The sequence below is a fragment of the Sulfitobacter pacificus genome (assembly GCF_030159975.1).
GTDB classification, from domain to species: Bacteria; Pseudomonadota; Alphaproteobacteria; order Rhodobacterales; family Rhodobacteraceae; genus Sulfitobacter; species Sulfitobacter pacificus.
In genome coordinates this window covers 45,868-70,975 of the sequence record NZ_BSNL01000001.1, presented here as the reverse complement: position 1 = coordinate 70,975, position 25,108 = coordinate 45,868, and the positions used below count along the sequence as shown (strand labels likewise).

At 57.5% G+C, this 25,108-nt stretch carries 25 protein-coding genes and 1 tRNA gene; 7 read left to right on the top strand and 19 right to left on the bottom strand.

Annotated features, from left to right (window positions below; translation table 11 throughout):
• Window positions 1-73: 73 nt before the first annotated feature.
• The 3 genes from fahA to QQL78_RS00370 all read left to right on the top strand — a co-directional run bounded on the left by fahA (window position 74) and on the right by QQL78_RS00370 (window position 4,479).
• The gene (gene fahA / locus QQL78_RS00380; protein WP_284369445.1) at window positions 74-1,327 is read left to right on the top strand and encodes a fumarylacetoacetase; all 1,254 of its coding nucleotides are present in this window, start codon (window positions 74-76) and stop codon (window positions 1,325-1,327) included.
• A 72-nt stretch (window positions 1,328-1,399) separates the two neighbouring features.
• Window positions 1,400-2,350 carry an MBL fold metallo-hydrolase gene (locus tag QQL78_RS00375; protein WP_284369443.1) on the top strand — a complete coding sequence of 317 codons (951 nt, stop codon included), beginning with the start codon at window positions 1,400-1,402 and terminating at the stop codon, window positions 2,348-2,350.
• A gap of 464 nt (window positions 2,351-2,814) precedes the next feature.
• Window positions 2,815-4,479 (top strand): ABC transporter substrate-binding protein, encoded by a 1,665-nt coding sequence (locus tag QQL78_RS00370; RefSeq protein WP_284369441.1) that lies wholly within the window; start codon window positions 2,815-2,817, stop codon window positions 4,477-4,479.
• Between the two features lie 83 nt (window positions 4,480-4,562).
• Here the strand turns inward: QQL78_RS00370 and QQL78_RS00365 are convergent, their stop codons facing one another.
• The 17 genes from QQL78_RS00365 to clpS form a co-directional block, all read right to left on the bottom strand.
• Window positions 4,563-5,066, bottom strand: coding sequence for a 3-hydroxyacyl-CoA dehydrogenase family protein (locus QQL78_RS00365; RefSeq protein ID WP_284369439.1), 504 nt, complete (start codon window positions 5,064-5,066; stop codon window positions 4,563-4,565).
• The gene (locus QQL78_RS00360; RefSeq protein WP_284369437.1) at window positions 5,063-5,953 is read right to left on the bottom strand and encodes a helix-turn-helix transcriptional regulator; all 891 of its coding nucleotides are present in this window, start codon (window positions 5,951-5,953) and stop codon (window positions 5,063-5,065) included. The genes QQL78_RS00365 and QQL78_RS00360 overlap by 4 nt, the downstream gene beginning before the upstream one ends.
• 54 nt (window positions 5,954-6,007) lie before the next feature.
• Window positions 6,008-6,430 (bottom strand): acyl-CoA thioesterase, encoded by a 423-nt coding sequence (locus QQL78_RS00355; RefSeq protein ID WP_284369435.1) that lies wholly within the window; start codon window positions 6,428-6,430, stop codon window positions 6,008-6,010.
• On the bottom strand, window positions 6,431-7,600 hold the full coding sequence (gene boxA / locus QQL78_RS00350) for a benzoyl-CoA 2,3-epoxidase subunit BoxA (protein ID WP_284369434.1): 1,170 nt from the start codon (window positions 7,598-7,600) through the stop codon (window positions 6,431-6,433). It abuts the gene before it with no gap.
• A complete protein-coding gene (locus tag QQL78_RS00345; protein ID WP_284369432.1) occupies window positions 7,597-7,767 on the bottom strand; it encodes a hypothetical protein in 171 nt (56 codons plus the stop codon). The genes boxA and QQL78_RS00345 overlap by 4 nt, the downstream gene beginning before the upstream one ends.
• 72 nt (window positions 7,768-7,839) lie before the next feature.
• Window positions 7,840-9,291: a benzoyl-CoA 2,3-epoxidase subunit BoxB gene (gene boxB / locus QQL78_RS00340; protein ID WP_284369430.1), complete on the bottom strand. Its 1,452-nt coding sequence runs from the start codon at window positions 9,289-9,291 to the stop codon at window positions 7,840-7,842.
• Between the two features lie 71 nt (window positions 9,292-9,362).
• Window positions 9,363-11,021, bottom strand: a complete 1,659-nt coding sequence (boxC, locus tag QQL78_RS00335) for a 2,3-epoxybenzoyl-CoA dihydrolase (protein WP_284369428.1) — start codon at window positions 11,019-11,021, stop codon at window positions 9,363-9,365.
• Window positions 11,022-11,141: 120 nt separating this feature from the next.
• The gene (locus QQL78_RS00330) at window positions 11,142-11,591 is read right to left on the bottom strand and encodes a DUF309 domain-containing protein (RefSeq protein WP_284369426.1); all 450 of its coding nucleotides are present in this window, start codon (window positions 11,589-11,591) and stop codon (window positions 11,142-11,144) included.
• Window positions 11,584-12,408, bottom strand: coding sequence for an alpha/beta fold hydrolase (locus QQL78_RS00325; protein ID WP_284369424.1), 825 nt, complete (start codon window positions 12,406-12,408; stop codon window positions 11,584-11,586). Before QQL78_RS00325 ends, QQL78_RS00330 begins: the two co-directional genes overlap by 8 nt.
• Window positions 12,408-13,946 carry a benzoate-CoA ligase family protein gene (locus QQL78_RS00320; RefSeq protein WP_284369422.1) on the bottom strand — a complete coding sequence of 513 codons (1,539 nt, stop codon included), beginning with the start codon at window positions 13,944-13,946 and terminating at the stop codon, window positions 12,408-12,410. Before QQL78_RS00320 ends, QQL78_RS00325 begins: the two co-directional genes overlap by 1 nt.
• A gap of 112 nt (window positions 13,947-14,058) precedes the next feature.
• A complete protein-coding gene (locus tag QQL78_RS00315; RefSeq protein ID WP_284369420.1) occupies window positions 14,059-15,378 on the bottom strand; it encodes a TRAP transporter large permease in 1,320 nt (439 codons plus the stop codon).
• A gap of 1 nt (window position 15,379) precedes the next feature.
• On the bottom strand, window positions 15,380-15,961 hold the full coding sequence (locus tag QQL78_RS00310) for a TRAP transporter small permease (protein ID WP_284369418.1): 582 nt from the start codon (window positions 15,959-15,961) through the stop codon (window positions 15,380-15,382).
• 71 nt (window positions 15,962-16,032) lie between these two features.
• The gene (locus tag QQL78_RS00305; RefSeq protein WP_284369416.1) at window positions 16,033-17,067 is read right to left on the bottom strand and encodes a TRAP transporter substrate-binding protein; all 1,035 of its coding nucleotides are present in this window, start codon (window positions 17,065-17,067) and stop codon (window positions 16,033-16,035) included.
• Window positions 17,068-17,348: 281 nt separating this feature from the next.
• A tRNA-Met gene (locus tag QQL78_RS00300) sits at window positions 17,349-17,425 on the bottom strand.
• A 238-nt stretch (window positions 17,426-17,663) separates the two neighbouring features.
• A complete protein-coding gene (locus tag QQL78_RS00295; protein WP_284369414.1) occupies window positions 17,664-18,464 on the bottom strand; it encodes an SDR family NAD(P)-dependent oxidoreductase in 801 nt (266 codons plus the stop codon).
• 11 nt (window positions 18,465-18,475) lie between these two features.
• The gene (locus QQL78_RS00290; protein ID WP_284369412.1) at window positions 18,476-19,474 is read right to left on the bottom strand and encodes a class I SAM-dependent methyltransferase; all 999 of its coding nucleotides are present in this window, start codon (window positions 19,472-19,474) and stop codon (window positions 18,476-18,478) included.
• A 71-nt stretch (window positions 19,475-19,545) separates the two neighbouring features.
• Window positions 19,546-19,887, bottom strand: coding sequence for an ATP-dependent Clp protease adapter ClpS (clpS, locus tag QQL78_RS00285; RefSeq protein WP_284369410.1), 342 nt, complete (start codon window positions 19,885-19,887; stop codon window positions 19,546-19,548).
• Between the two features lie 90 nt (window positions 19,888-19,977).
• Here clpS and QQL78_RS00280 point away from each other — a divergent pair, with 90 nt between their 5' ends.
• Together QQL78_RS00280 and QQL78_RS00275 are read left to right on the top strand one after the other, a co-directional pair.
• Window positions 19,978-20,679 carry an HAD family hydrolase gene (locus tag QQL78_RS00280; protein ID WP_284369408.1) on the top strand — a complete coding sequence of 234 codons (702 nt, stop codon included), beginning with the start codon at window positions 19,978-19,980 and terminating at the stop codon, window positions 20,677-20,679.
• A 250-nt stretch (window positions 20,680-20,929) separates the two neighbouring features.
• Window positions 20,930-22,408, top strand: coding sequence for a D-alanyl-D-alanine carboxypeptidase family protein (locus QQL78_RS00275; protein WP_284369406.1), 1,479 nt, complete (start codon window positions 20,930-20,932; stop codon window positions 22,406-22,408).
• Here the strand turns inward: QQL78_RS00275 and QQL78_RS00270 are convergent.
• A complete protein-coding gene (locus QQL78_RS00270) occupies window positions 22,389-23,288 on the bottom strand; it encodes a LysR family transcriptional regulator (RefSeq protein WP_284369404.1) in 900 nt (299 codons plus the stop codon). The two genes, QQL78_RS00275 and QQL78_RS00270, sit on opposite strands and share 20 nt — an antisense overlap.
• A 254-nt stretch (window positions 23,289-23,542) precedes the next feature.
• On the opposite strand from QQL78_RS00270, the gene QQL78_RS00265 reads away from it, so the two are divergent.
• Both QQL78_RS00265 and QQL78_RS00260 read left to right on the top strand, forming a co-directional pair.
• Window positions 23,543-24,070 (top strand): cysteine hydrolase family protein, encoded by a 528-nt coding sequence (locus QQL78_RS00265; protein WP_284369402.1) that lies wholly within the window; start codon window positions 23,543-23,545, stop codon window positions 24,068-24,070.
• Window positions 24,054-24,335: a DUF6552 family protein gene (locus QQL78_RS00260; protein WP_284369400.1), complete on the top strand. Its 282-nt coding sequence runs from the start codon at window positions 24,054-24,056 to the stop codon at window positions 24,333-24,335. Before QQL78_RS00265 ends, QQL78_RS00260 begins: the two co-directional genes overlap by 17 nt.
• Here QQL78_RS00260 and QQL78_RS00255 read toward each other — a convergent pair.
• A complete protein-coding gene (locus tag QQL78_RS00255) occupies window positions 24,332-25,102 on the bottom strand; it encodes a DUF2189 domain-containing protein (RefSeq protein WP_284369398.1) in 771 nt (256 codons plus the stop codon). The genes QQL78_RS00260 and QQL78_RS00255 overlap by 4 nt on opposite strands.
• Between the last annotated feature and the right edge of the window lie 6 nt (window positions 25,103-25,108).

Genomic DNA, 25,108 nt, shown 5'->3' with positions numbered 1-25,108 from the left:
AGAACACAGGCCCATGGCCAATATAGCCAATGAAGGGCCGATGGCCCGCTCATCCGATAGGACAGGAAAAAGAATGACACGACTGACATCATGGGTCGAAAGCGCCAATACCGCTGACACCGATTTCCCGCTGAACAATCTGCCTTATGGTGTGTTTTCAACCAACAGCCTTGAGGCGCGCTGTGGTGTGGCCATCGGTGACATGATCCTTGATATGGCCGCATTGGAAGAAGAAGGCATTGTGACGCTGGCCGAAGAAGCCGTATTCGACGTGCCCTATTGGAATGACGTGATGGAATTGGGCCCGGACACATGGGCCACCCTGCGCACCCGCTTGACCGAGATGCTGACCACAGATTCCGCGGAACAGGCCAAGATCGCGCCACATCTGGTGCCCATGTCCGAGGCTGTCCTGCATATGCCGATGGTTGTTTCGGAATATACCGATTTCTACGCTGGCCGCCATCACGCCACCAATGTCGGCACGATGTTTCGCGGGGCCGAAAATGCGCTGCCGCCGAACTGGCTGCATATTCCCATCGGTTATAACGGGCGTGCTTCAACGGTTGTCCCTTCTGGCACTGATATCATCCGTCCCAATGGCCAGCTGAAAGCCCCTGACGCAGACACACCGTCCTTCGGTCCGTGCAAACGCCTTGATATCGAACTTGAAATGGGCGCGATTGTCGGCACCTCCACCGATATGGGACGGCCCATCGGCGTGGCCGAAGCGGATGATATGATCTTTGGGTATGTGCTGCTGAACGACTGGTCGGCGCGTGACATTCAGGCTTGGGAATACCAGCCACTTGGCCCGTTTCAGGCCAAGGCCTTCGCCACTTCGATCAGCCCTTGGATTGTGACCAAAGCCGCGCTTGAACCCTTCCGCACCTCGACACCGGAGCGTGAATTCGAACTCCTGCCCTATCTGCAGGAACCCGGTCCCATGCTCTATGACATCGACCTGAGTGTTCTGATTGAACCAGAAGGGGGGCAACAAGAGGTCATCGCGCGGACCAATTACAATGAAATGTACTATTCCGCCGCCCAGCAACTGGCGCATCATGCCTCTTCCGGCTGCGCCATGAATGCCGGTGACCTGCTTGGCTCCGGCACCATCTCGGGCAAGGAAAAATCCGAACGCGGCAGCCTGCTGGAACTCAGCTGGGGCGGCAAGGAGCCAATCACCCTACAAGATGGCACCACCCGCAGCTTCCTGAACGATGGTGACACCATGATCCTGACGGGCCACGCTCAGGGCGACGGATACCGCATCGGCTTTGGTGCCTGTGCCGGTAAAATCGTCCCCGCTGTTGATTTCCCCTGACCCTTATCCTTCATCTTGCCCTTAAACTCACTGCTGCACTCTCCTCGTGCGCCCCATTCGAAAGAGCCCCCAATGGCCAAAGCATTTGCCTCCCAAGGCGACATGACCGAAAAGAAAATCACCTTTGACGAGGTCGGCCGCGACCTTTGGGCCTTTACCGCTGAAGGCGACCCCAATTCAGGCGTTATTATCGGCGATGACAGCGTGATGATTGTCGAAGCGCAGGCCACCCCGCGCCTTGCCAACAAGGTCATCGAAAAAGTCCGCGAAGTGACCGACAAACCGATCACCCATCTGGTACTGACCCACTATCATGCGGTGCGGGTGTTGGGGGCCTCGGCTTACGGTGCAGATCAGATCATTATGTCCGATGTCGCCCGTGGCATGGTCGAGGAACGCGGGCAGGAAGACTGGGACAGCGAATTCCAGCGCTTCCCCCGCTTGTTCGAGGGGCATGAGTCAATTCCCGGCCTGACCTATCCGACCACAACCTTCAGCGACAGCATGACCGTTTACCTTGGCAAGCGCCGGGTTGATATCAAACAGATCGGGCGCGCCCATACTGCGGGGGATGCGGTGATCCATATGCCGGACGAAAATGTGATGTTCACCGGTGACATCGTCGAAGATCACTCTGCCTGCTATTGCGGCGATGGGTATTTTGGCGACTGGGGCCAAACGCTAGACAATATCGCCGCCTATGATGTTGACGCCATTGCCCCCGGTCGGGGCGGCGCGTTGATCGGCAAAGAGGCTGTTACCCGCGCGATCGACTCCACCCGCGATTTCGTCAACAGCACCTACGCCCCGGCAGCACGGGTCGCGGCGCGCGGCGGTTCATTGAAGGAAGCATGGGACGCCGTGCGCGCCGAATGTGATCCCAAGTTCAAAGATTACGCCATCTATGAACACTGCCTGCCCTTTAACGTCGCCCGTGCTTATGACGAGGCCCGCGGCATCGCGCACCCACGCATCTGGACCGACAAACGGGATCTGGAAATGTGGGCCGCCCTTCAGGGCTAAGCCGCAAAACGACTCTGGCAGGGGATTCGTCTCCTGCCGGTCCTTCCCCGAATCCTTGCCACGAAAATAGCCGCAGCCGCGCATTTCCCTATGAAACCCGCTGCTCACACCATTTTCCAAAGGCTAAAAAATCCTTACCTTTATGTCGTGGAACAGGCCCCCGTTAGAATGAAACCGGCAGGGATGCTTGTACGCAAACGACATCGGGGCTGGACCAAAAGACGCCTGCGGGTTAATCTGCGCATTCCCATACATTTCCAACCCGCTTGGTCTTAACCCGTCAGGCAGACGCCTTGGACCAGACCGGGTTTCGCCCTGCATAACTTCGCAGCGCAGGGTTGACCTGTGGTCTCACTGTGATTGACTGTCTGTGATGTTTCGAACCGAAGCACAATAACGACGGCGAAGAACCGCATCACCTACTTGTGGGCCCAAGGGACCGCGACAACAGAAGAGGAAGAATAATGAGTTTTTTGACACGTAACGGGACCCCCCTGCCACAATCCGTTCTTGATTCTGCCGAAGCCGCCAAAAAAGACCCGGTCAACCGCCGCGAGTTTCTGGCGCTGGCCAGCGCCTTTGGTGCAACAACCGCAACTGCTTATGCGATGATCGGCATGCCTGCGCCGGCACAGGCAGCGGGCCATAAGGAAGGCGGCACCGTACGTTTCCAGATGGAAGTGCGCGCGCTCAAGGATCCGCGCACCTATGACTGGTCACAAATCGCGAACTTTTCCCGCGGCTGGCTTGAATACCTCGCCATTTGGGAAAACGATGGTACCTTTACCCCTGCCCTGCTGGAAAGCTGGGAAATCAACGATGATGCGACCGAATACACCCTGAACGTTCGCAAGGGCGTGAAGTGGAACAATGGTGACGACTTCACCGCGGATGACGTTGTGCGCAACATCAAAGGCTGGTGTGACAAGTCTCTGGAAGGCAATTCCATGGCCGGCCGTTTTGCCACGCTGATCGACGAAGCCACCGGTCAGGCGATTGAGGGCGCAATCACCGCAACAGACAGCCACACTGTTTCACTGAAACTGCCTGTCTCTGACATCACCCTGATCCCCGGCATGGCGGATTACCCTGCGGCGATCACCCATAGCTCTTTTGACGCAGAGAAGATGGTTGAAAACCCAGTCGGCACCGGCCCTTACCTGCCAGAGTCGCTGGAAGTCGGCGTTAAAGGGGTGCTGGTTAAGAACACCGACCACACATGGTGGGGCACCGAAGTCTACGGTGGTCCCTACATCGACCGTCTGGAATACATTGACTACGGCACAGACCCTTCCGCGTGGATCGCAGCATCCGAAGCAGAAGAAGTGGATGCGCATTATTCCATGGAAGGTGAATACATCGACATCATGTCCACACTGGACGGCTGGGTCGAGAACTCCATCGCCACGGCGGCGACGATTGTGATCCGCCCCAACCAGCTGGCCGAAGTTGACGGCAAGAAACCCTATGAGGACAAGCGCGTGCGGCAGGCCATCGCAATGGCTGTAGACAACGAAGTGCTGCTTGAGCTTGGCTATGCCGGTCGTGGTATCGTTGCCGACAACCACCATGTCGGCCCGATGCACCCCGAATTTGCGGAAATTCCACCCCGCAAGGTTGATCCGGCTGCGGCCAAGGCCCTGATGGATGAAGCGGGCATGGGCGATTACGAGCACGAGCTGTTCTCGATTGACGATGCATGGCGCAAGGACACCACCGATGCGGTGGCAGCCCAGTTGCGTGACGCGGGCATCAAGGTCAAACGGACAATCCTGCCGGGTTCCACCTTCTGGAACGACTGGACGAAATATCCGTTCTCCTCGACCAACTGGAACGCACGTCCGCTGGGTGTCCAGATCTGGGCCCTTGCCTATCGTTCTGGTGAAGCCTGGAACGAAGCCGGTTATTCAAGCGAGGCTTTCGATGCCCTTCTGACCGAAGCGCTTGCAACCGCAGACGTCGAAGCCCGCCGCGAGATCATGGCCAAGGGTCAGGCGCTGATGCAGGAAGATGGCGTAACGATCCAGCCATATTGGCGCTCTCTCTACAACCACACCAAAGAGGGTCTGGTTGGCGCAGAGCACCACATCGGCTTTGAGTACCATCCAGCACGGATGGCATGGACCTAAATCAGGTTTAACATATCGGGAAAGGGCTGCGCATTGCGCGGCCCTTTTCGTTTTCGCCATTCGGATTTGGTCGAACGGTAGCATCAAAGCCAGTCAGGCACCTTGCCCAACGGGAAGTGGATGGCACAGTGCAACAGCCGGATCAGCGTGTCCTCATCCATCCCCTCTGCACGCAGCCGCGCAGAGATCGGGCGCAAAGCATCATGCATTGCCGCAACAAGCGCCGCGTCGGACAGGGCAACGCGTGTGACCTTGCCGAACCATGCTTCCTCAAGGATCAGATCCTCAATCAGCGGGTCAATCACCGCGCCACCGCCACCGGGATAACGATAATACCCAACGCCCCCGCCCTTGCCCAGACGCCCTTCGGCCACCATGCGCGGCAGGATCGGCACCGTTCTTTCAGGATTGCGCGCCAGCACCTTGTCCAACCCCAGTAGATCCTGCGCCTCACAAGGGCCCATATCATAGCCCCAGCCGCACAGCGCCTCGTCCAGCTCCCAAGGGTTGGTATGGTGATACAACAGATACGCACCCGCCTGCCAAAAGGCATCCTGCACGGCTTGCACCGCCGTTTCGGTGGTCATCTTCCGATATCAAGAAACTGGTGTTTGGCCACCGCCGCCAGCAATGTGTTCAACGAGGACCCAACCGTGCGGTTTGAGGTATCAACCTGCGCTTCGGCACGCTCATAAAGTGGGGACCGCGCCTGCAACAGATCCTTGAGATGTGCCATGGCTGCGGGATTGCCTTGCATCGGGCGGTGATCCCCCTGCCCGCGTACCCGCTGCATATGTTCAGCCGGGCTGGTCCTGATCCAGACAGTATGAAACCGCTCAAGCAGATGGGCAAAGGTGCTTTCTTCGGCCACGATCCCGCCAGCCACAGCCAAAATCATCCGGTCGTGCCGTGCACTGACCCGCTCTAGCGCCTCGGCTTCCAGCTTGCGATATCCCGCCTCGCCGTAAAACGCCATCACCTCGGCCAGCGGCATATCCGCTGCCGCCTCAACCTCGCGGTTCAATTCGACAAAGGGGATGCCCAACGCCTGTCCCGCCCGTGCGCCTAGCGTCGATTTTCCCGCCCCGCGCAGCCCGATCAGACAGATACGCCCCGCCCGCAACAGGCGTGGGTTTTGCGGGGCAAGCATGCTGCACACACGTTGCTGCACCTCCTCAGGGGCCTGATGATAAAGTGCCGCCACCCGCAAGACATCATGATCCAGCGGGGCCTGTTCGGTCAGCAAGGCCTCTATCCGCACGTCCAGCGCCCCTGCCACCCGTTGCAACAGCAGCACAGAAATATTGCCCTCGCCCGCTTCCAGCTGGGCCAGATAGCGTGGTGATACGCCGGACCGCTCTGACAAGACGCGCCGGGACAGGCCGCGTTGCTTGCGCAGCATCGCGACCTTGGCCGCAAGGGTCTGGATCATCCGGGTTCCGGGATCCGGTGGCTTGGATGATGATCTGCTCATCTTGGCTACCTGTTGGGTCATGCGTGGCCCCGCCGCCCGGTTTTCGGCACGCACTTATGCATCACGTATCAACGGCTCAATCACATGGCGCATATAGTCGGGTGCGGGCTGGCTTTTGAACTTATCCGCGATGGTGAAAACACAGGTAAAACTACCCTCAAAACACAAGACCCCGTCTTGCGAGGCATTGACGGCAAAGGTGATCGATTTGGTCCCCAACTTTGTTGGAAAGGTTTCACACATCAAGGTATGGCGCGGCGTTACAGGACTTTGGAAATTCAACTCCATCCGCACAAAAGGCGTGCCGACGTTGCGGTCAATTTCCATCTGGAACCAACCCTCGCCGTCAAAATGCGCCTCCCACCATGCATTAATCGCATCCAGCGCAAAATACGGTAATCGCGCTGTATAGGCGATGCGCGCCGGGTCACAATCCCCCCATGTCACGTTGATCGGATGGATAAAGGGCGCGCTCATTCAATAGGTCTCCACATGATACCGGCCATCCTCGCGCATGGCGTCACGCAAAGCAGTCCATTGTTGCCCCGTGCTTTCCGCGATTGAGGTCAGGGCAAGCTCCACCCCTTCCTCCATCCCGCGCAAACCGCAGATATAGATATGGGTTTTATCATCTTGCAGGATTTCCGCGATGCTGTCTTGTTCGGCAATCATCCGGTCCTGTACATATTCCTTATCCTGATCCGGCAGACGGCTGAACACCAGATGCTTTTTCAACAGGCTGTCAGGAATTTTCTTGAGCGGGCCGAAGTATGGCAGGCTTTCTGGGCTACGTGCGCCGAAGAACATCGTCATGCCGCCTGTGGCCCCGCTGCGCTGGCGCTGCATGGTGAAGGCCCGCATCGGCGCAGAGCCGGTGCCGGTACAGATCAGCAGCAAATGCGCATCAGGGGTTGAGGGCAACAGGAAGGTTGCACCAAAGGGGCCGGTGACCTCGACGCTGTCGCCCAGTTTCAAATCACACAGGAAGTTCGAGGCAAGCCCCTTTTCCTCGCGTTTCACCGTCAGCGAAATATTGTGATAGCCAGGGCGCTCCCCGTCTCGCGGGCTGGAAACTGAATAGAGCCGTGGCAGATGCGCATTGCCATCGGCATCGGTGCCGGGTGGGATGATGCCCACGGATTGCCCTTCCAGCACGGGAAACGGCAGCGCGCCGGGATCAAGGATGATGTGGCGTACATCATGATCGGGATCATCGGTCAGGCGATAATTGCCCTGCACTTTCATGGTTGCAGGTTTGCCAAGATTATACATGTTGATTGCGGGTTTGGCCGCTGACGCCGGTGCTTTGGCCTTGCCGCCTGCCCCTTTATGCGCCTCGGCCAGCAGGGCCGCGATTGGATCAGCCGTTTCCGTTTCGGCGGCCACTTCGATGTCTTCCTGCTCTGGCAGTTCGTCCATCTCGTATTGCTGTTCCAGCGTGTAGGGCTCTGCCACAACGCGCCATTCGTCGATCGAGCCGGTCGGGCAGACTGGGATGCAGTCCATGCAAAAATTGCAAATCTCGGCGTTCACCACGACATTCATATCGTCATGTTCAATCGCGCCAATCGGGCAGGTCATTTCGCAGGTATAACAACGAATACAAATCTCTGGGTCGATCAGGTGCTGTTTGACGGGCTGGTTCATGGGTTGCGGTCTTTCAGGATCAGGTTCGGGATCAAGATCGAATCCAGAAGCGCCTGACAGATGCCCTTACAGTCGTCACACCCGACGCAGACCACGTGCTGGGCCTCAAGATCGCGGGCCAGTGCCCGGGTGCGGGGCGCATAGCCGATAGCTTGTTGAGCTTGCATGAAATGAACTCCCTTTTTCGATTGACCGGCGCCCCCCGCAGGCCATGTCAAACAGGGGGCGGCGGCGATGCCTTAAGCCATGTGCAGCTTAACATATTCGTAATCACCCGGCTTGTTATCGATCCCGACTTTGGGCGCGGCAATCCAGGAGGCATATTTACCCGGCTCATAGCAAGGCACCATCAGCGACTGGATGTAATCGCCATCCGCTTTGGTCGGCAGCCATTCGTCGCGGCGCTGGTGCCATTCATCTGCTGAAATCACATCCCCCTCGGGGCTGACTGCTACAGTCGAGAAGACACCGATCTGGCGGTGAAACCCTTCATGCGGCAGCTTCAATTCGAACTCGACGCCGGATTTGGCAATCAGCTTGTTCCAGCGCCCCACACCACCGGCCGCATCCCGCACGTAGTCATCCCGCAGGCGCATGTTGATCGCGGTCAACGCAGGCACGTCTTCGGTCAGGATTTTACCATCCTTGATCGAGGTCACCGGATATGTGTCATTCTTGAGCTGGTGATCATCATCAATCCGCTGCTCCATATACCGCCCCTTGATGCCATAGTTGAAGGCATTGGCGGCATTGGTCGACACTTCCTGACCGAACAGATCAAGCGACAGCGTGTAATGAAGGTTCAGCTTTTTCTGGATCGTCGGCAGGTCGATCACCCCCAGATCGCGGATCTTGTTGATGTCATAGGGGTCGGTGATGCCGTGCTTGTTCATTGCCTCAAGTGTAGCCTGAATGGTGCGGCCCACGCCGGTTTCACCCACAAACATATGATGCGCTTCCTCGGTCAGCATGAAACGGCAGGTGCGCGACAGCGGGTCGAACCCCGATTGCGCCAGGCTTTCCAGCTGCATCTTGCCATCACGGTCAGTGAAATAGGTGAACATGAAAAAGGACAGCCAATCCGGTGTTTCCTCGTTAAACGCGCCCAACATGCGCGGCGCATCTTCGTCACCGGAGGAGCGGACCAAAAGATCATTCGCCTCTTCGCGGCCATCACGGCCAAAATACTTTTGCAGTAGATAGACCATTGCCCAAAGGTGCCGGCCTTCCTCTACGTTCACCTGAAACAGGTTGCGCATGTCGTAAAGTGACGGCGCGGTCAGGCCCAGAAAGCGTTGCTGCTCAACCGACCCCGGTTCAGTGTCCCCTTGGATCACGATCAGGCGTTTCAACATATTTCGGTATTCACCGGGCACTTCCTGCCAGGCGGGTTCACCCATGTGTTCGCCCATCGGGATTTTACGGTCCTCGACGGCGGGTGCCAGCAGAACACCCCAACGGTATTCGGGCATTTTGACGTAATCGAATTTCGCCCAGCCCTTTGGGTCAACGCTGACCGCGGTACGCAAATAGACCATGCTTTCCTGAAAGTTCTGCGGGATCAGATCATTCCACCAGTTGATATAACCGGGGTGCCATTTCTCCAGCGCTTTCAATACCTTCTTGTCTTCAGACAGACCCACATTGTTTGGGATTTGCGTGTCATAGCTTACGTTGATCAGATCGAGCATTGGTTTCCTCCAGTTGGGGGTCAAATTCTTTTGAAGAATTTGGGCCGGATTTTTCAAAAAATCCGTGCCCGTTACACACGTTCCATATTGTATTTGCCGCGCACACCTGTGCCGTAGCGTTGCAGCGCGCCCTCTTCTCCCACCGCATTGGGGCGTTGGAAAATCCAGTTCTGCCACGCGGTCAGGCGCCCGAAAATCCGGGTTTCCATGGTCTCTGGTCCGGCAAACCGCAGGTTGGCTTCCATCCCTGTCATCGCATCCGGGCTAAAGCTGGCGCGTTCTTCCATGAACAGGCGCACCTCATCCTCCCAATCGATATCATCGTAGGCATAGGTGATCAGGCCCAGCTCCTCGGCGGCATCGGCCTCCAGCGCCTCTCCAATCGCGCTGCGCAGTTTTTCAACCTGCTCTGGCGTACCAAGGAAGCGGGTTTCCAATCGGGTCAGATCGTTGCTCATTTTGTAAGTGCCGAAATTCCCGTCGGACAGGGTGATCACCGCCAGCGGGCGGTCATCATCGTCAAACTCTTCCAGCATCATATAGCTGCGGTCCACCGCCCAGAGCAGTTCGGCCAATGGCCCCGCAAAACAGGACCCGTGTTCGACAATCGCGACCAAGCTGCGCGAGGTCATATCGATGCGTTTCAGCAGCCGTTTCCAGTAATGCAGCACCTCATTGGCCAGCCAGTGGTCACAGTTTTCCAACAACAGCGCCTCATGGGCCAATAGGATCTCAGGGTCGCCCTGTGTCTGAAACTCGATCAGCCCCAGCTCTTTTTCATTATTGCGCAGGTGCAGGATTGCATCGTCCAATTCGCGCGCGCAGCGCAGCATCCATGCCTCTGCACCTTCAGCCTCAAACACGGTCATGTCAGCGGGGGCGGCAGCATCCGGCCCTTTGACCCTCACAGTTGCCCGCATTTGCTTGCGATCAAGCGCAACTTCGATGGTGGAATAACGGATGCTGTCTTCGGCAAAGCTGCGGGTGATCGGGGTCAGCTCAATGCCTTTGGCAACATCTGCTTTGGTGGAGTCATCTGCCAGCTGTTTCGCCCGCTCGGCCACTTTTTCATCAAATGTGGAGTTCGGGAATACCTCATCAACCAGCCGCCATTCGACCGCGCGTTTGCCTTTCACACCTTCCTCGATGGAACAGAACACATCCGCCAGATCGCGCCGCACCTTGCGTTTGTCGGTCACGCGGGTCAGCCCGCCGGTGCCCGGCAAAACAGCCAGCAAAGGCACCTCTGGCAGGGCCACAGAAGAGGTTGAATCATCCGTCAGCATCAGGTGGTTACAGGCCAGCGCCAGCTCGTAACCGCCACCGGCACAGGCTCCTTTGATGGCGCAGATATAGTTTTGCCCGCTGTCCGCCAATGCCGCCTCATAGGTGTTGCGGGTCTCATTGGTGAATTTGCAAAAATTGACCTTATGCGCATGAGGTGCGCCGCCCAGCATGCGGATATTGGCACCGGCGCAGAACACCTTGTCCTTGGCAGAGCGCATCACCACAACCTTCACCTCGGGGTGTTCGAACCGCATCCGCTGCACCACATCCGAAAGCTCGATATCAACGCCCAGATCATAGCTGTTCAGTTTCAGCTCATAGCCATCAAACAGCCCGCCTTTTTCATCGACATCCATCGACAGCCAGGCAATCGGGCTATCGTATTCAACCTTCCAGTGGCGGTACTTGGACGGATCGGTCTGAAAATCGATAACCTTGGTCATACAGAGGCCCCTGTTGGTCGAGAATATAATTTTGCGTATTATATTTCATCCACCCCCAAGACCAATACGGGCAAGCCCACCAATTTATCGCCCTTTCTGCACTATCATGCAGAAAACCTCTTATTCAGGGTCAAGAAACAGGCGCAGCTTCTTAACTCGGGCCCGCACCTGCGCGGGTTTCACACCCAGAATCGGCGCAGAGCTGGCGCATTTGTCCATGTGATCCTCAACCATATCGCACAGCCGTTCTGCCGCATGGGGCCGCGCCATCAGGATTTTCAACTGCGCATTGGCCAGTTGGATCAGAGCCTGCACCATCTCGCGCTCTGGAGTGGCCGCCGGGGTCTGCATCCACACGGCTTCCAGCACCTCGTGACATTCCCAATAAAAGCCCGCGTCAAGATAGATCATCCCGGCGCGAAACGCTTGGGTATGCTGCAGGTCAGCCAGCGGGATACCAGTCTGCAGACTGCTTTTAATGCCATCAAACCAATCTTCTGGATGTCGGGTATTTTGCCCGGGCACATAGGCATGTGGCGGCATCGGGATCGGTGCCACCGGATCAGGCAATGGCGACTTCTTGCTGCTCCAACCGCCATAGACGGGCGCAAAATTCGTGGATCGCGGCCAAGGTCACATCCGGTTTTTCCAGATGCGGGGCATGGCCGCAGCCCTCAAGGATCACCGTTTCAATCGGCGCATAGATCCGCGTCTCGATCTCGTCAATCTGCGCCACTGTACCATAGGGATCGTCACGCCCCTGAATGGCCAGCACAGGAATGCGCAGATGATCAATCACATCCGCAACGTTCCATTTGGTAAAATCCGGGTCGGTCCAGGCATCATGCCAGCCATGAAACGCCACATCTACATCTCTGTGATACTTGGCCAATTTCGCCCGCAGATCACCCTCGCGGTAGGCTGTGCCCGCCGCGTGGATCGCGTCCAGACCAGATGCCTCAGCAAAGAAATGCGGCGCAATCAACACCAGCCCGCGCACCCGCATGTCAGACACAGAACCCCCATAGATCGTGGCAATTGTTGCCCCATCCGAATGGCCCAGCAGCACCGCCTGCATGATGCCAGCCGCGTCCATCACCGCGCCCAGCGTCTCTTCCGCCTCGCGGGTCATGTAATCCAGCGGGCGGGGCAGCGCGACAGAATCTGACGCCCCGTAGCCCGCCCGTGAATAGGCAAAGACGCCAAATCCCGTGGCCTTGGCCAGTGCCTGCGGCAGCCCCTTCCATTGCGCGACCGATCCCAACCCCTCGTGCAGCAATACCAGAGTGGGTGCCTGATCTGGGGGTGGCCCCCAGCAAGCGTATTCAAGTGCCTTGCCCTGCACCTGCATCCGCGCCTGTGGTGTCTCTGCCCATTGCAGTGCCATCACGCCTCCTCGCGCAGCTTGAAGCGCTGAATTTTTCCCGTGGCGGTCTTGGGCAGCTCTGTCACCCCTTCGATCCAGCGCGGGTATTTCCACAGGCCGATTTTGTTTTTCACCTGTGCCTTCAGCTCGTCCTTCAAAGGCTGATCCACCTCACCGGATTGCACCACGATATAGGCCTTGGGTTTTTCCAGCCCGTCCGCATCCCGATGTGCCACCACTGCCGCTTCCAGAACACGCGGATGATCGACCAAGGCGCTTTCAACCTCGAAGGGTGACAGCCAGATGCCCGAGACCTTGAACATATCATCGGTGCGACCACAATAGATCAGCCGCCCGTCTGCCCGGCGTTCGTATTTATCGCCGGTGCGGGTCCAGACCCCTTCAAAGGTTGCGCGGCTTTTGTCACGCTGGTTCCAGTAACAATTGGCCGCCGAGGCCCCGTTGACCAACAACTCGCCAATCTCGCCGGTGCCTACCTCTTCGCCTTTTTCGTCCACCAGTCGCAATTCATATCCCGGCACCGCAACGCCAGAGGTGCCATGCACAATGTCACCCGCGCGGTTGCTCAGGAAGATATGCAGCATCTCGGTTGATCCAACCCCGTCGAGAATGCCGACACCGGTGTGTTTTTCCCAGCGTTTGCTCACGTCTTCGGGCAGGGCTTCGCCAGCGGAAATACAGATCCGCATACGGGATTTGGGCGGGCCAGTTTCGTCCATCTGCGCCACCATCGCCGCGAATAATGTCGGCACACCGCAGAAGATCGTCGGTTGATGGCTGGTGATCGTGTCAAGCATCCCCGTTGGTGTTGGACGGCCAGTGAACAGCACGCTGGTGGCCCCGACCGAAAGCGGAAAGGTCATTTCATTGCCCAACCCATAGGCGAAAAAGAACTTGGCAGCAGAAAGCACAACGTCATCCTCCCGGATGCCCAGCACCTGCGCCCCATAGGTATCTGCCGTCGCCTGAAGGGCAGAGTGAACATGCGCCACGCCTTTGGGCTGACCGGTCGAACCGGAGGAATAGAGCCAGAAGGCAACCTCGTCCTTGCTAACGGCAGCGGTTTTAACTGTGGGGGCGTCTTTGATAAAGCCGTCGAAGGTCGTCATACCCTCGGGCGCGTCGCCAATGACAACCACCTGCCGGATATAGGGGTTGTCCGCCACCGCGGGTGCCACCACATCCCAAAGCGGGGCCGAGACAAACAGGATCGCGGCGCGGCTGTCGCGCAGGATGACGTCATAAACCGGCGTGGCCAGCAATGTGTTCAGCGGCACCGGCACCACGCCACATTTCAGCGCACCCCAAAAGATTTGCGGGAATTCGATCTGGTCCAGAACCAGCACTGCCGCGCGTTCTTCGGGGCGGAAACCAGCCTGCAAAAGGGCACCGGCAACCTGCCCCGCCCCCCGTGCCATCTGTGAAAAACTCAGCGCGCGCCCTGTCTCGGCCTCAACATAGGCCAGTTTGTCACCTCGCCCTTCAGTGATGTGGCGGTCAACAAAATACTGCGCCGCATTGGCGTGAACAGATGGCATCGGTCCCTCCCGTCTTTTCGCAACATTGTGCAGCTTGAGGGAGCAGTGGCAACGGTGAAACGGCTCTGGTGCATTTTAATGCCGCGCAGCATATCGCCACGCGGCATTTTGCTTATCCGGGCAGAAGGAACAAGGTAATCGCGGGAAAGGCGACCAGGATCACCACGCGCACAATGTCGGAGCCGACAAAGTACATCACCGCGCGATAGGTTTGTGTCATCGGGGTTTCCCGATCCATCGAGTTGATGATGAACAGGTTCATCCCCACCGGCGGTGTGATCAGCCCGACCTCGACCACAATCAGCACAAGGATACCAAACCAGATCGCCACATGTTCCGGCGACATGCCGAAATCCATTGCCATGATGACAGGAAAGAAGATCGGCACCGTCAACAGGATCATCGACAGGCTGTCCATCAGGCACCCGAACACCACGTAAAAGACAAGGATCACGCAGAGCACGAGCAAGGGTGAATACCCCTGCTCGACCACCCATCCGGCCATGAACTGTGGCACACCGGAGAGGGCCAGAAACCCGTTGTAGAACCCTGCGCCCAGCACGATGAAAAAGATCATACCGGTAGTGCGCGCTGTCCCCAGCAGGCTTTCACCCAGAACTTTCCAGTTCAGACTGCCGGACATCAAAGCCGCAATGCCGGTGCCTGCTGCCCCAATGGCAGACCCTTCGGTAGGGGTGAACCAACCAGCATAGATACCGCCAACCACAACGATAAAGATCGTCAGCACCGGCCAGCAATCAGCAAGGGCACGAAACCGCTCCGCCATCGGGATTGGCGCGCGGGTGCCCGCCGCATCGGGATGCAGGCGCACATAGATCGAAATCGTCAACATATAGCCAACAGCGGCCAGAATGCCGGGAATGAATGCAGCAAGGAACAGCTTGGCGATGTTCTGTTCCGTCAGGATGGCATAGATCACAAGGATCACAGACGGCGGGATCAGGATACCCAATGTACCACCAGCGGCCAAAGTCGCCGTCGAGAAACCGCCGGAATAGCCATAGCGTTTCAATTCCGGCAGGGCGACCTTGGACATGGTTGCAGCCGTGGCGAGTGACGATCCGCAGATCGCGCCAAAGCCCGCACAAGCACCAACCGCCGCCATTGCTACGCCGCCACGCCGGTGGCCCAGAAACCCCTCCGCTGCCTTGAACAGCGCCTGCGACATGCCCGAAAGGGTCGCGAATTGCCCCATCAGCAGAAACATCGGAATGATGCTCAGCGAGTAGCTGGAAAAGGTGGTGTAGGTCTCTGATTTCATCTTGGCCAGCAGCGGTGTGGGATTACCCCCCATGGCAAAATACCAGCCTCCAAAACCGCAAAGCAGCATCGCAAGGCCAATAGGCGCGCGCAAAAATACCATCAACAGCAAGACAGGGAAGGAATAAAAGCCCAGTTCAAGATTGCTCATATCAGTGTTCCCCATTCTCGGAAGGCAGGATGTTACGATTGCCCAACGCCTCGACTATCCGCACGACCGCACAATAGACCGCAACAATGCAGGCCACGACACCAGCGGCAAAGCTGGCGGCATAGGCCCACCAGACCGGAAACTGCAAGAACAAGGTGGTTTCACCATTCCCGAGATAACGCAGCATGCCCTCATACAGACGCCAGATGACCAGAATGATCGTCGCGGCCAGCACCACCTCCCAAAAAGCGGCGATCCAACGGTTTACCCCCCGCGACAACATCGAGGTAAAGACATCAACTGTCGCGTGAGCCCCGTAGAACTGACAGAGCGGCAGGAAGGAAAAAATCGCAAAAGCGACCCCCGCTTCAAGAACTTCATAGCTGCCGTTGATCTCTCCGACCCCCAGATCGAGAAGCCATTGTGCAGGCCCGGTAAAGCTTTGGGAGAAGAAGTCATTGTGCAGGAATTTATTGATGGCCCGTCCCACAATCGACAAGGACGTCAGCACGATCAACGCGATCAGAACGAGCCCCCCGGCCAATGCAGTTAAACGGGCAAGGGAGTGTACGGCGCGGTGCATAGGGAACTCACTTGTCATAAAAAACCTGCGCCGGCTCGTCGCTGACGCAGGTTATTTTTCTGGATCAAAGCTTATTTGTCGTAAGCGTCCATCAGAGCGCGGGCTTCATCGATCAATGCCTGACCGTCGATGCCTTTACCCTTCATATCAGCGATCCATTCATCATAGATCGGCTGGGCCACATCGCGCCATGCCTGCACATCGTCACCGCTGACGGTCACGATGGTATTGCCACGGTCCACAGCGGCCTGACGGGCAGGAATGTCACTGTCGGCCTGTGTGCCACCGGCAAAGATAGAGAACTCAAGGCCGGAGTTGTCATCGATCACCTTTTGCAGATCCGCAGGCAGCCCTTCATAGCGGTCCTTGTTCATCGCCAGAACAAAGGTCAGCACATAAAGCGCGTTGCCTTCAAACTCAGTGTGATTCGACACCAGCTCTGGCACTTTGAGGGCGGCGGTTACTTCCCAAGGGATCGTTGTCCCGTCGATTACACCTTTGGACAGACCTTCTGGAACCGCGGGCACCGGCATCCCAACCGGAGTTGAGCCGACTTTTTCCAGCAGCTGGTTCACCAGACGGGAGCCACCACGGATTTTCAGGCCTTCCATATCAGAGGGCGTTTTGACCTCTTTGTTGACGTGGATCATGCCGGGGCCGTGTACCCATGTGCCAAGGATATGCACATCCTTGAACTCTGTGTCCTTCATGTGTTTTTCGAACATCTGCCAATAGGCAGAAGACATCGCACGGGCATTTGTCATCATGAACGGCAGTTCAAACACCTCGGTCGATGGGTAACGACCCGGCGTATATCCAACCACGGTCCAGACGATGTCGGCAACGCCATCGATGGCCTGATCCATCAGCTCCGGTGGCTTACCGCCCAGTTGCATGGAGGGGTAACGCTCGATCTTGATGCGCCCTTCGCTTGCCGCTTCAACCTTATCCGCCCAGACGTCCAATACCAGCTTTGGCACATTGGCCTGTGGTGGCAGGAACTGATGCATGCGCAACGTGACTTCCTGCGCCATGGCGGTGGTCGCCATCAAGGTCGCAGCGACAGCAGCGCCGGCAATCCCCATCAGAGTTTTACGTAATTTCATCGACTTCTCCCATTTGTCGGTGTGCCACCCGTCTAAGCAGGTGATCAGTTTGTTAATTCCCAGGCAACCAGACATCAGTTGCCCTGTGCCGTCAATCAACGCCAAGTTGACAGACTATCCAATCAATCTGCATCAAAACAGCAAAAATTGTAACCATCAAGCGTCTTTGGTCCGCAAATCTGCAGGGTTCACGTGCAATAAACGAAGATACCCACAACGCTTAACGACCATCAGGCCGCAAGACGATTCCGCTATCGATCTGGATATTGAGAGAGGGAGAATGGTGGCGTTACCTGGATTTGAACCAGGGACCTAACGATTATGAGTCGTTCGCTCTAACCAACTGAGCTATAACGCCGTCGCCGCGTCGATTAAGCCAGCCCTCGGGCGCGGTCAAGCCTAAAACCTCGCTGAATGTAACGGCAATGTCGCTTTGCCGGAATAAACTTGGCCAAGAGTAGCATTTATTTATTATCTTGCTGCCTGATCTGGCCCAATATTTGCGCCCGGATGCTCGGACCGCAGTTGTGATCCGAAGGGGCAAAACAATCCTTGCCCACAGACATAGCAACCGGTTCCGGCGCTACATCACATACCTAATGCGCGGGGGCGCTTACCACGTCCAGCAAACTGCGCCCGCCATCCACCACCAGCACCTCACCGGTCATGAAGCTGGAGCTGTCAGCAGCTAGATATTGCACTGTATCACATAGCTCGTTTGGGGCTGCGATCCGGCCAAGTGGCGTGTGTTTACGGATATCTTCGCGCCATTCGCGGTTTTCCGCGACAGCCACCCGAAGCGAACCGCTCATCACGGACCCGAAGGAAATCGCGTTCACCCGGATGCGATGCGGGGCCAGTGTCAGTGCCATCGAACGGGTCATTTGCTGCACCGCCCCGGCGGCGATGGAGTACCCCATCAGTTCGGGCTGAATCTGGTTTGCTGCAATAGAGCTGAAGTTGATGATCGAGCCGACCTGCCCCTCTTCCTGCAGCTCGGCCTGTTTGATCATCCGCTTGGCGACATATTGCGTCAGTTGCAGCGCCGTCATCAGGTTCTGATCCAGCAACATCTGCACGGATGTATCTTCCACATCCAACGCATCTGTCGGCAGCAGTTGGCGCGACGCGTTGACCAGAATATCCACCTGATCAAAGGCATCAATTGTCGCGGAAACAAGGTTGGCAATTGTCAGACGCTGGCGCAGATCCCCGGCGAAAGTACGAATGTTGCCGTCTTCTGGGGCGGCACCAAACTCTTCTGTCAGCTTTTTCTCATGTGCATCAGCGCACATAACGTTTGCACCCTTGTCCGCCATGTGACGTGCAACAGCCAGACCAATCCCATTGGCAGCCCCTGTCACAATGACCGTTTTACCCTTGACCGAAAAAGACATGACCTGCCCCTTTATCCCCTGCGCCGCATCCTGATGGGCCGCGCGGCGTGAAACAGCTTGAACCGCGCGTCGCCACCGATCTCGGTGACCTGAGCAAAGCGCGTCTTAAGCTCCGCCTCATAAGGTAAATGACGATTCGCCACCATCCAGAGCCCACCGCTCGGCGATAAAATGCGCGCAGCGGCGGTCACAAATGCCTGCCCGATCTGCGGCTCTGCGGCCCGGCCCTGATGGAATGGGGGATTCATCACCACCGCATCTACCCGGTTAGGGGGCTGCCATTCGGTGGCATCCGCCCAATGAAATTCTGCCCGTTCATCGGTGACATTGCGCCTTGCGCATTCCAGCGCCAGATGCCCGGCCTCGACCAGATGCACGTGGGTCACCGCCGGACGTGTCAGAACATGCGCCGAAAGGAACCCCCAGCCAGCCCCCAGATCAACGACTGTCCCGCTCAGCTTTTCCGGCAGGGCATCCACCAGCAAGGCCGAGGCCAGATCAACATCATCCGCCGAAAACACGCCCGGCCCCGTCCAGAAACCGCCCGCAGTCTGTGATGGTCCCTCTGCCCAATCGGCAAAGAAATCCGCCGCCGGTTCGGATATCCAGAACAGTTTGCCATGGGCTTTGGACACCGGCCCGTTGACCGTCACCCGCCCGCGCATTTGTTTAAGAAAGGAATCCGCACCGTCAGTCTTTTGCCCATCAATGACGATAATGCCATCCGTCACCGCACAGGCCTGTGCAATCAATGTGCGGGCCTCTGCCTTGGCGCGGGGCAGGCAAACGATGGCGGCGGCATAGGGACCTTTGGGCGCGTGGCTGACCGTATATCCACGGGCCTCCCAACTGTCGTGAAACGGTTTGAAATCATGGATGATATCGCATCGGTCCACGTCCAGCCCGCGCAGATCCGCGTCAAGCGGTGCGCGAAACACCGCGATACGTCCTTCGGCAGGCAGGTCAAGTCCGCCGCCGTTCAGCGCCAATTGCAAACGAGCGTCAATCACGTGTTGTTCTTCTTTTTCCGCTGCGCGTCACTGCGCACTACTCTTGTTATTCCGTGGCGCATCACTGCGCATTATTCTTCTTTTTCCATAGTGCATTGCAGCGGGTGCTGGTGACGTCGTGCGAAATCCATCACCTGTGCCACCTTTGTCTCTGCAATCTCGTGACTGAAGACACCAACAACTGCCAGCCCCTTTTTATGCACCGTCAGCATGATCTCAAAGGCCTGCGCGTGGTTCAGCCCGAAAAAGCGTTCCAGCACCAGCACGACAAATTCCATCGGCGTGAAGTCGTCGTTCAGCAGCATTACCTTGTACAAGGGTGGCCGCGCTGTCTTGGGTTTGGTTTTGGTCAGCAGTCCGGTATCGTTTTCGTCGTCCGAACGGTCTGCCATCATGAAATCATCAGGGCGCATTTCTGCTCCGGCGGGTTTGAGTGAACGATTGTGAGTCGCGAGAGCCGTTATATAACCCGATAACCGATTTTTGAAAGAGGTATGCAGCAAATGAGCGTCACACTCACCACAATCGGGTTGGATGCGGATGATACGCTTTGGCATAACGAACGCTTCTTTGCTCTGACACAAGATCACTTTGCTGACCTACTGCGCGATCATACCGACAAAGAGCATTTGATGATACGGCTGCTGGCCGCAGAGCGCCGCAATCTGCCACATTATGGCTTTGGCATCAAAGGTTTCACCCTGTCGATGATCGAAACTGCAATCGAGGTCACCGATGGGAAGGTGCCGGCCAGTGTTATCGGTGAACTGTTGGATGCGGGGCGCGATATGCTGTCCCATCCGGTCGAATTGCTGCCGGATGTGGAGGCGACAGTGAAAGCGCTTAAACATGAGTTCAAATTGCTGCTGATCACCAAAGGCGACCTCTTAGATCAGGAACGCAAGCTGGCACAGTCCAGGTTACGCGGCTACTTTGACGCCATCGAAATCGTTTCGGACAAGACCCCAGCTGCCTATCACGACATCTTTCAGCGCCATGGCACCGGTGCCGATCAAGGGCTGATGGCAGGCAATTCAATGGCCTCTGATGTGCTACCGATGATGACGGCGGGGGGATGGGGTGTCTTCGTGCCGCACCCCCTGACATGGGCCATCGAACAGGAAGAAACGCCCCAAGACACCACACGTTTTGGCCAGATCGACCAGCTGTCTAAACTACTGGATTTTATCCACAAATTATCGTGAATCTGCGGCGCCAAAACCGGAAAAGGAATCTGGGCAAATCCGCCCAAGTCTTGCCTTATTCCCGCCACAATACTGTCCATGGTAGGAGGCACCTTGCCACCCCCCAAATGTTGACGGCACAGTCTCGCAAATTCCCGGATTTCCCTTGATTCATAGGGTTTATTGAAAATTCGACCTGTGTTAGCCTGACATCATAAAAATATGGCCAGTCGAAAAATCGGCGGTCTTGAGGCAGAACAAGGCAGTAATCATGAGAGCGCGACGCGTTTCCTCAGCCCGTTTAGGGTTGTATTTCATCACGGCTTTTTGGTTGATCGTCATCGTACCGCTGAGTGCGATGGCAGCCCCCTATGCGGCCTATGTGATGGATGCCCGCACCGGTAAGGTGATCCATTCACAGAACGCTGATACCCGATTGCACCCTGCCTCGCTCACCAAAATGATGACGCTATATATCGCATTCGAAGCCATCAAACGTGGTGAAATCTCTCTCGACAGTAAGGTCACGATCTCCAAAAAGGCCGCCGCCGAACCGCCCAGCAAACTCGGCCTGCGCGCCGGTCAGCGCATCGCGCTGCGCTACCTGATCCGCGCCGCCGCAGTGAAATCTGCCAATGATGCCGCCACCGCCATCGGTGAAGCGATCGGCGGATCAGAAGCCCGCTTTGCCCGCCGGATGAACCGCACGGCCAAAGCTCTGGGGATGAACCGCACAACCTTTAAAAACATGCATGGACTGACAGAGGCGGGCCACCTGTCCACCGCGCATGATATGTCCATTATGGGGCGGCATCTGCTCTATGACTTCCCTGAATACTACAATCTGTTTTCACGGGTCACCGCCGATGCAGGCGTGCGCAAGGTCAGCCATACAAACCGGCGTTTTCTGAATTCCTATAAAGGCGCGGACGGGATCAAGACCGGCTACACACGTGCCGCCGGGTTCAACCTGACCGCCTCTGCCGAACGGGGCAGCGAGCGGATTATCGTGACCGTATTTGGCGGCAAATCCACCACATCGCGCAATGCTCAAGTGACCAAATTGATGGACCTTGGCTTCCGCCGCGCGCCTTCCCGTGCGCCCCTGCGCAAACCGCAAAAACCAGTCTATGCCGATGTTGAAACCAGCCCAAGCACGCCCAGCACAAACCCCGGATCCGTGGCCGGCGGCGCGGGAAAGACCATCCGTCTGGTAGGTGCAGTCAAGAAATCCAAGCGCCCGCAACTGCGCCCCGGCACAGCGGCCCCGGTTTTGGTCGCCACGGTTCAGGAGCCGCTCGTGACAAATGCAGACATCACCGCCGCGCTGAAAGAAGCCGTCAAGACACCAGAGCCGCAAGCGGCCCCTGTGCCCAATGTGACCCTCGCAGCTGCAGGTGGTGCCGTCTTGCGCCCCGCACTTCGGCCCAGCTCTGCCGCCACCAAACCCGCCGCAAAGCGTCAGAAGCGCGTGGTTGAGCAAGAGATCGTCACCCGTGTCTCCACCTCGGGCGGGCGCCATTGGGGCGTGAACGTAGGGCGCTTCCCGAGCCGTTACGCCGCCGAAAAGGTTCTGTTGAAAACCGCGCTTGCCGAAATGTCGACGCTGGACGGATCATTGCGCAAGGTTGTGCGTCGCCCACAGGGGTTTGACGCGAACTTTCTGGGTATGACCCGCGAAACCGCAGATCTGGCCTGCCGGCGGCTGGCTGCGCGTCAGATCAGCTGCTTTATGATCGGGCCGGGCTGACCGCATTGGCCGCCGCGGCCTCGCGGCGCAACCAGCTGGTAAAGGCTTTGGCCCATTTGCGCTGTACACCGGGACGGGTGACGATGTGATACCCGTCGTTTGAACGCTCCTCGACATGAAGCTCGCGCAGCCGGCCCGCAGCGATATCACGGGCAACAAATTCGCGCACGGTAACCACCACCCCCTGCCCGTCCCGCGCACCGTCCAGCATCAAATTCCCCGGCACCTGCATCATGCCCAGCTTGGCTCTGGGCACGCCGAACCGCCTGAACCAATTGGTCGCCTCTGAGGTGCAGAATTCTTCCAACCAGGGAAAGTTTGACAGGTCTTTCAGATCCTCAAACGGCTTTTCCCCCACCAGAGACGGGGCGGCAACCACAACCATGGGCGATTGCAACAATATCTCTGCCTCAACCCCCGGCCAGCTGCCCGCGCCATAGCGGATCGCAACATCAATTCCGCTGCCTTCCAGCGCCACGACAAGCGGTGACGGGTCGATCATTAAATCAATTTCAGGATAGGCCTCGCGAAAGGTCGGCAGGCGCGGCATCAACCATGAGGCGGCAAAGGTAGGGGTGGTCGAAATATGCAGGGGACGGGTTTCATGCTGCCCGGTGATTTCCTCGACCACCTCGATCATACCGGCGAAACCGATGCGCAGTGCACCTGCCAGCCGCTCCCCTGCGATGGTCAGTGCAAGGCTGCGCCCGGAACGATCCAGCAAGGCAACGTCAAGATGACCCTCCAAAGCGCGCAATTGTTGGCTGATCGCTGCATGGCTGACGCCCAAGGCTTCGCCAGCGGCGACCACATTGCGGGTCTCGGCAAAAGCGGAAAACGCGCGCAGCGCCGATAGCGGGGGAAGGTTACGCCATTGCATATTAAACCTCAGCTTACATTACCTGATTTTAGATGACTCGCTAATTATTCGTATTTCCCCATAACTATAGACATCAAGTCAACACAGAAGGGAAAGAACATGTTAAATATTTACGCGCATTCCATGATGACCGCAACCCGCATGGGCTGTGTCCAGCTGCACGAGGTCCCCCCGGCCAAACCTGCAAAACGCCGCCGTTGGTTTTCTCCTCGCAAGGTAATCTGCCTTGACCTTGCAAAACTGTGAGCCGCAGCGTGCCCTCGCCAAAAGCTCTTATTCTGGTCGACATCCAGAACGACTATTTCACAGGCGGGCTTTGGCCGGTGGATGAAATGGCGCAAGTGGCAGAAGCCGCCCGCGCTGTTCTGGAGACCGCGCGGGCGGCGGGCGATCTGGTGATCCATGTCCGCCACGAAGCGGCCAGCTCCAAGGCTCCGTTTTTCCGCCCCGGCACCGCAGGGGCGGAAATTCATCCCAGCGTGGCACCGCTCCCCGGCGAGGCCATTGTCCTTAAACACCGGCCCAACAGCTTTCATGAAACCGACCTGCACGCCCGGCTGACAGAGGCGGGCATTGCGCAGCTGACCATTGTCGGGGCGATGACCCAGATGTGTATTGATGCAACCACACGCGCGGCGCGCGACTTCGGCTTTGACGTGACGTTGGTGGCAGCGGCCTGTGGTGCCAGGGCGCAAAGCTTTGGTGATGTTAATCTAACTGCGGCGCAGGTGCAGGCCGCGTTCCTCGGCCCCTTGGAGATGTCCTATGCAACCGTCCTTTGAAAACCCAACTCTCTCGTCCCGCCTCTGGCAGCGTCGCGCGCTCAACCGCGAGAAACTTGTTTTCCTTTTGAAATGGCTGGCCTCGATCATCCAGATCATGGGCTATACCGCCACAGCTTTTGGCATGACACCGTTGAACATCTATCTGTTTCTGGTCGGGCTGGTCGGTTGGTTTACCGTGGGCCTTTTGTGGAACGATAGGGCGATCATGTTGATCCATATCGTCGCCCTTGGCGCGATGCTGGCCGGTTTGATCAGCGCCTAAGCCCCATCGGAAAGGCTGCGGTAAAGATGCCATGTGGCATGTCCAAGGACGGGCATGACCACAAACAATCCCAGAAACATCGGCACCATCGCCAAGAGGGTCAGCACCGCCACCACAGCCCCCCAACACATGTAGACAAAAGGTGCCGCACGCACCGCAGCGATAGAGCGCAGCAGCGCGGTGATAAAATCAACGTCACGGTCCAGCAGCATCGGCATGCCCATGACAGAGATCGAAAAGACAAACAGCGCAAAAACAGCCCCAACCGCCGTGCCAAACCCCAGCATCATCAGCCCTTCGGTGGTCAGAAAAATGTCCAGCGACGTGGAAACATTGGTCATCGGCGACAGACCCAGAAACAGCGCAAAGATCATATGCCCCAGAAAGAACCAGAACAGAAACGCCACGATGATGATCGCCGCCAACCAGGGCAGTTGCTCACCCCGATGAAACCAGACCACCGATGCAACCTGAGACAGGGCCAGCGACTCGCCTGCCGCGCGGCGGCGGCTGACCTCGTAAAACCCCAAGGCAGCCAAGGCACCGAGCAAGGGAAACCCCATCACCGCAAGGATCAGCCAGAAGGTCGTGCCCGTGGCATAGGTAATTGCCGCCATCACAAGACCTGCGATAACAAAGAAGCTCGCGAAAAACAGATCGGGCACCGGCGCGGCCAGAAAGTCCTGCATGCCGGCGGCAATACTCTGACGTAGATCGGTGAAGGTCGGGGGCCGCAACTGGGGCGCGCCATGGGGTCTGGTGTTCATCCGGTC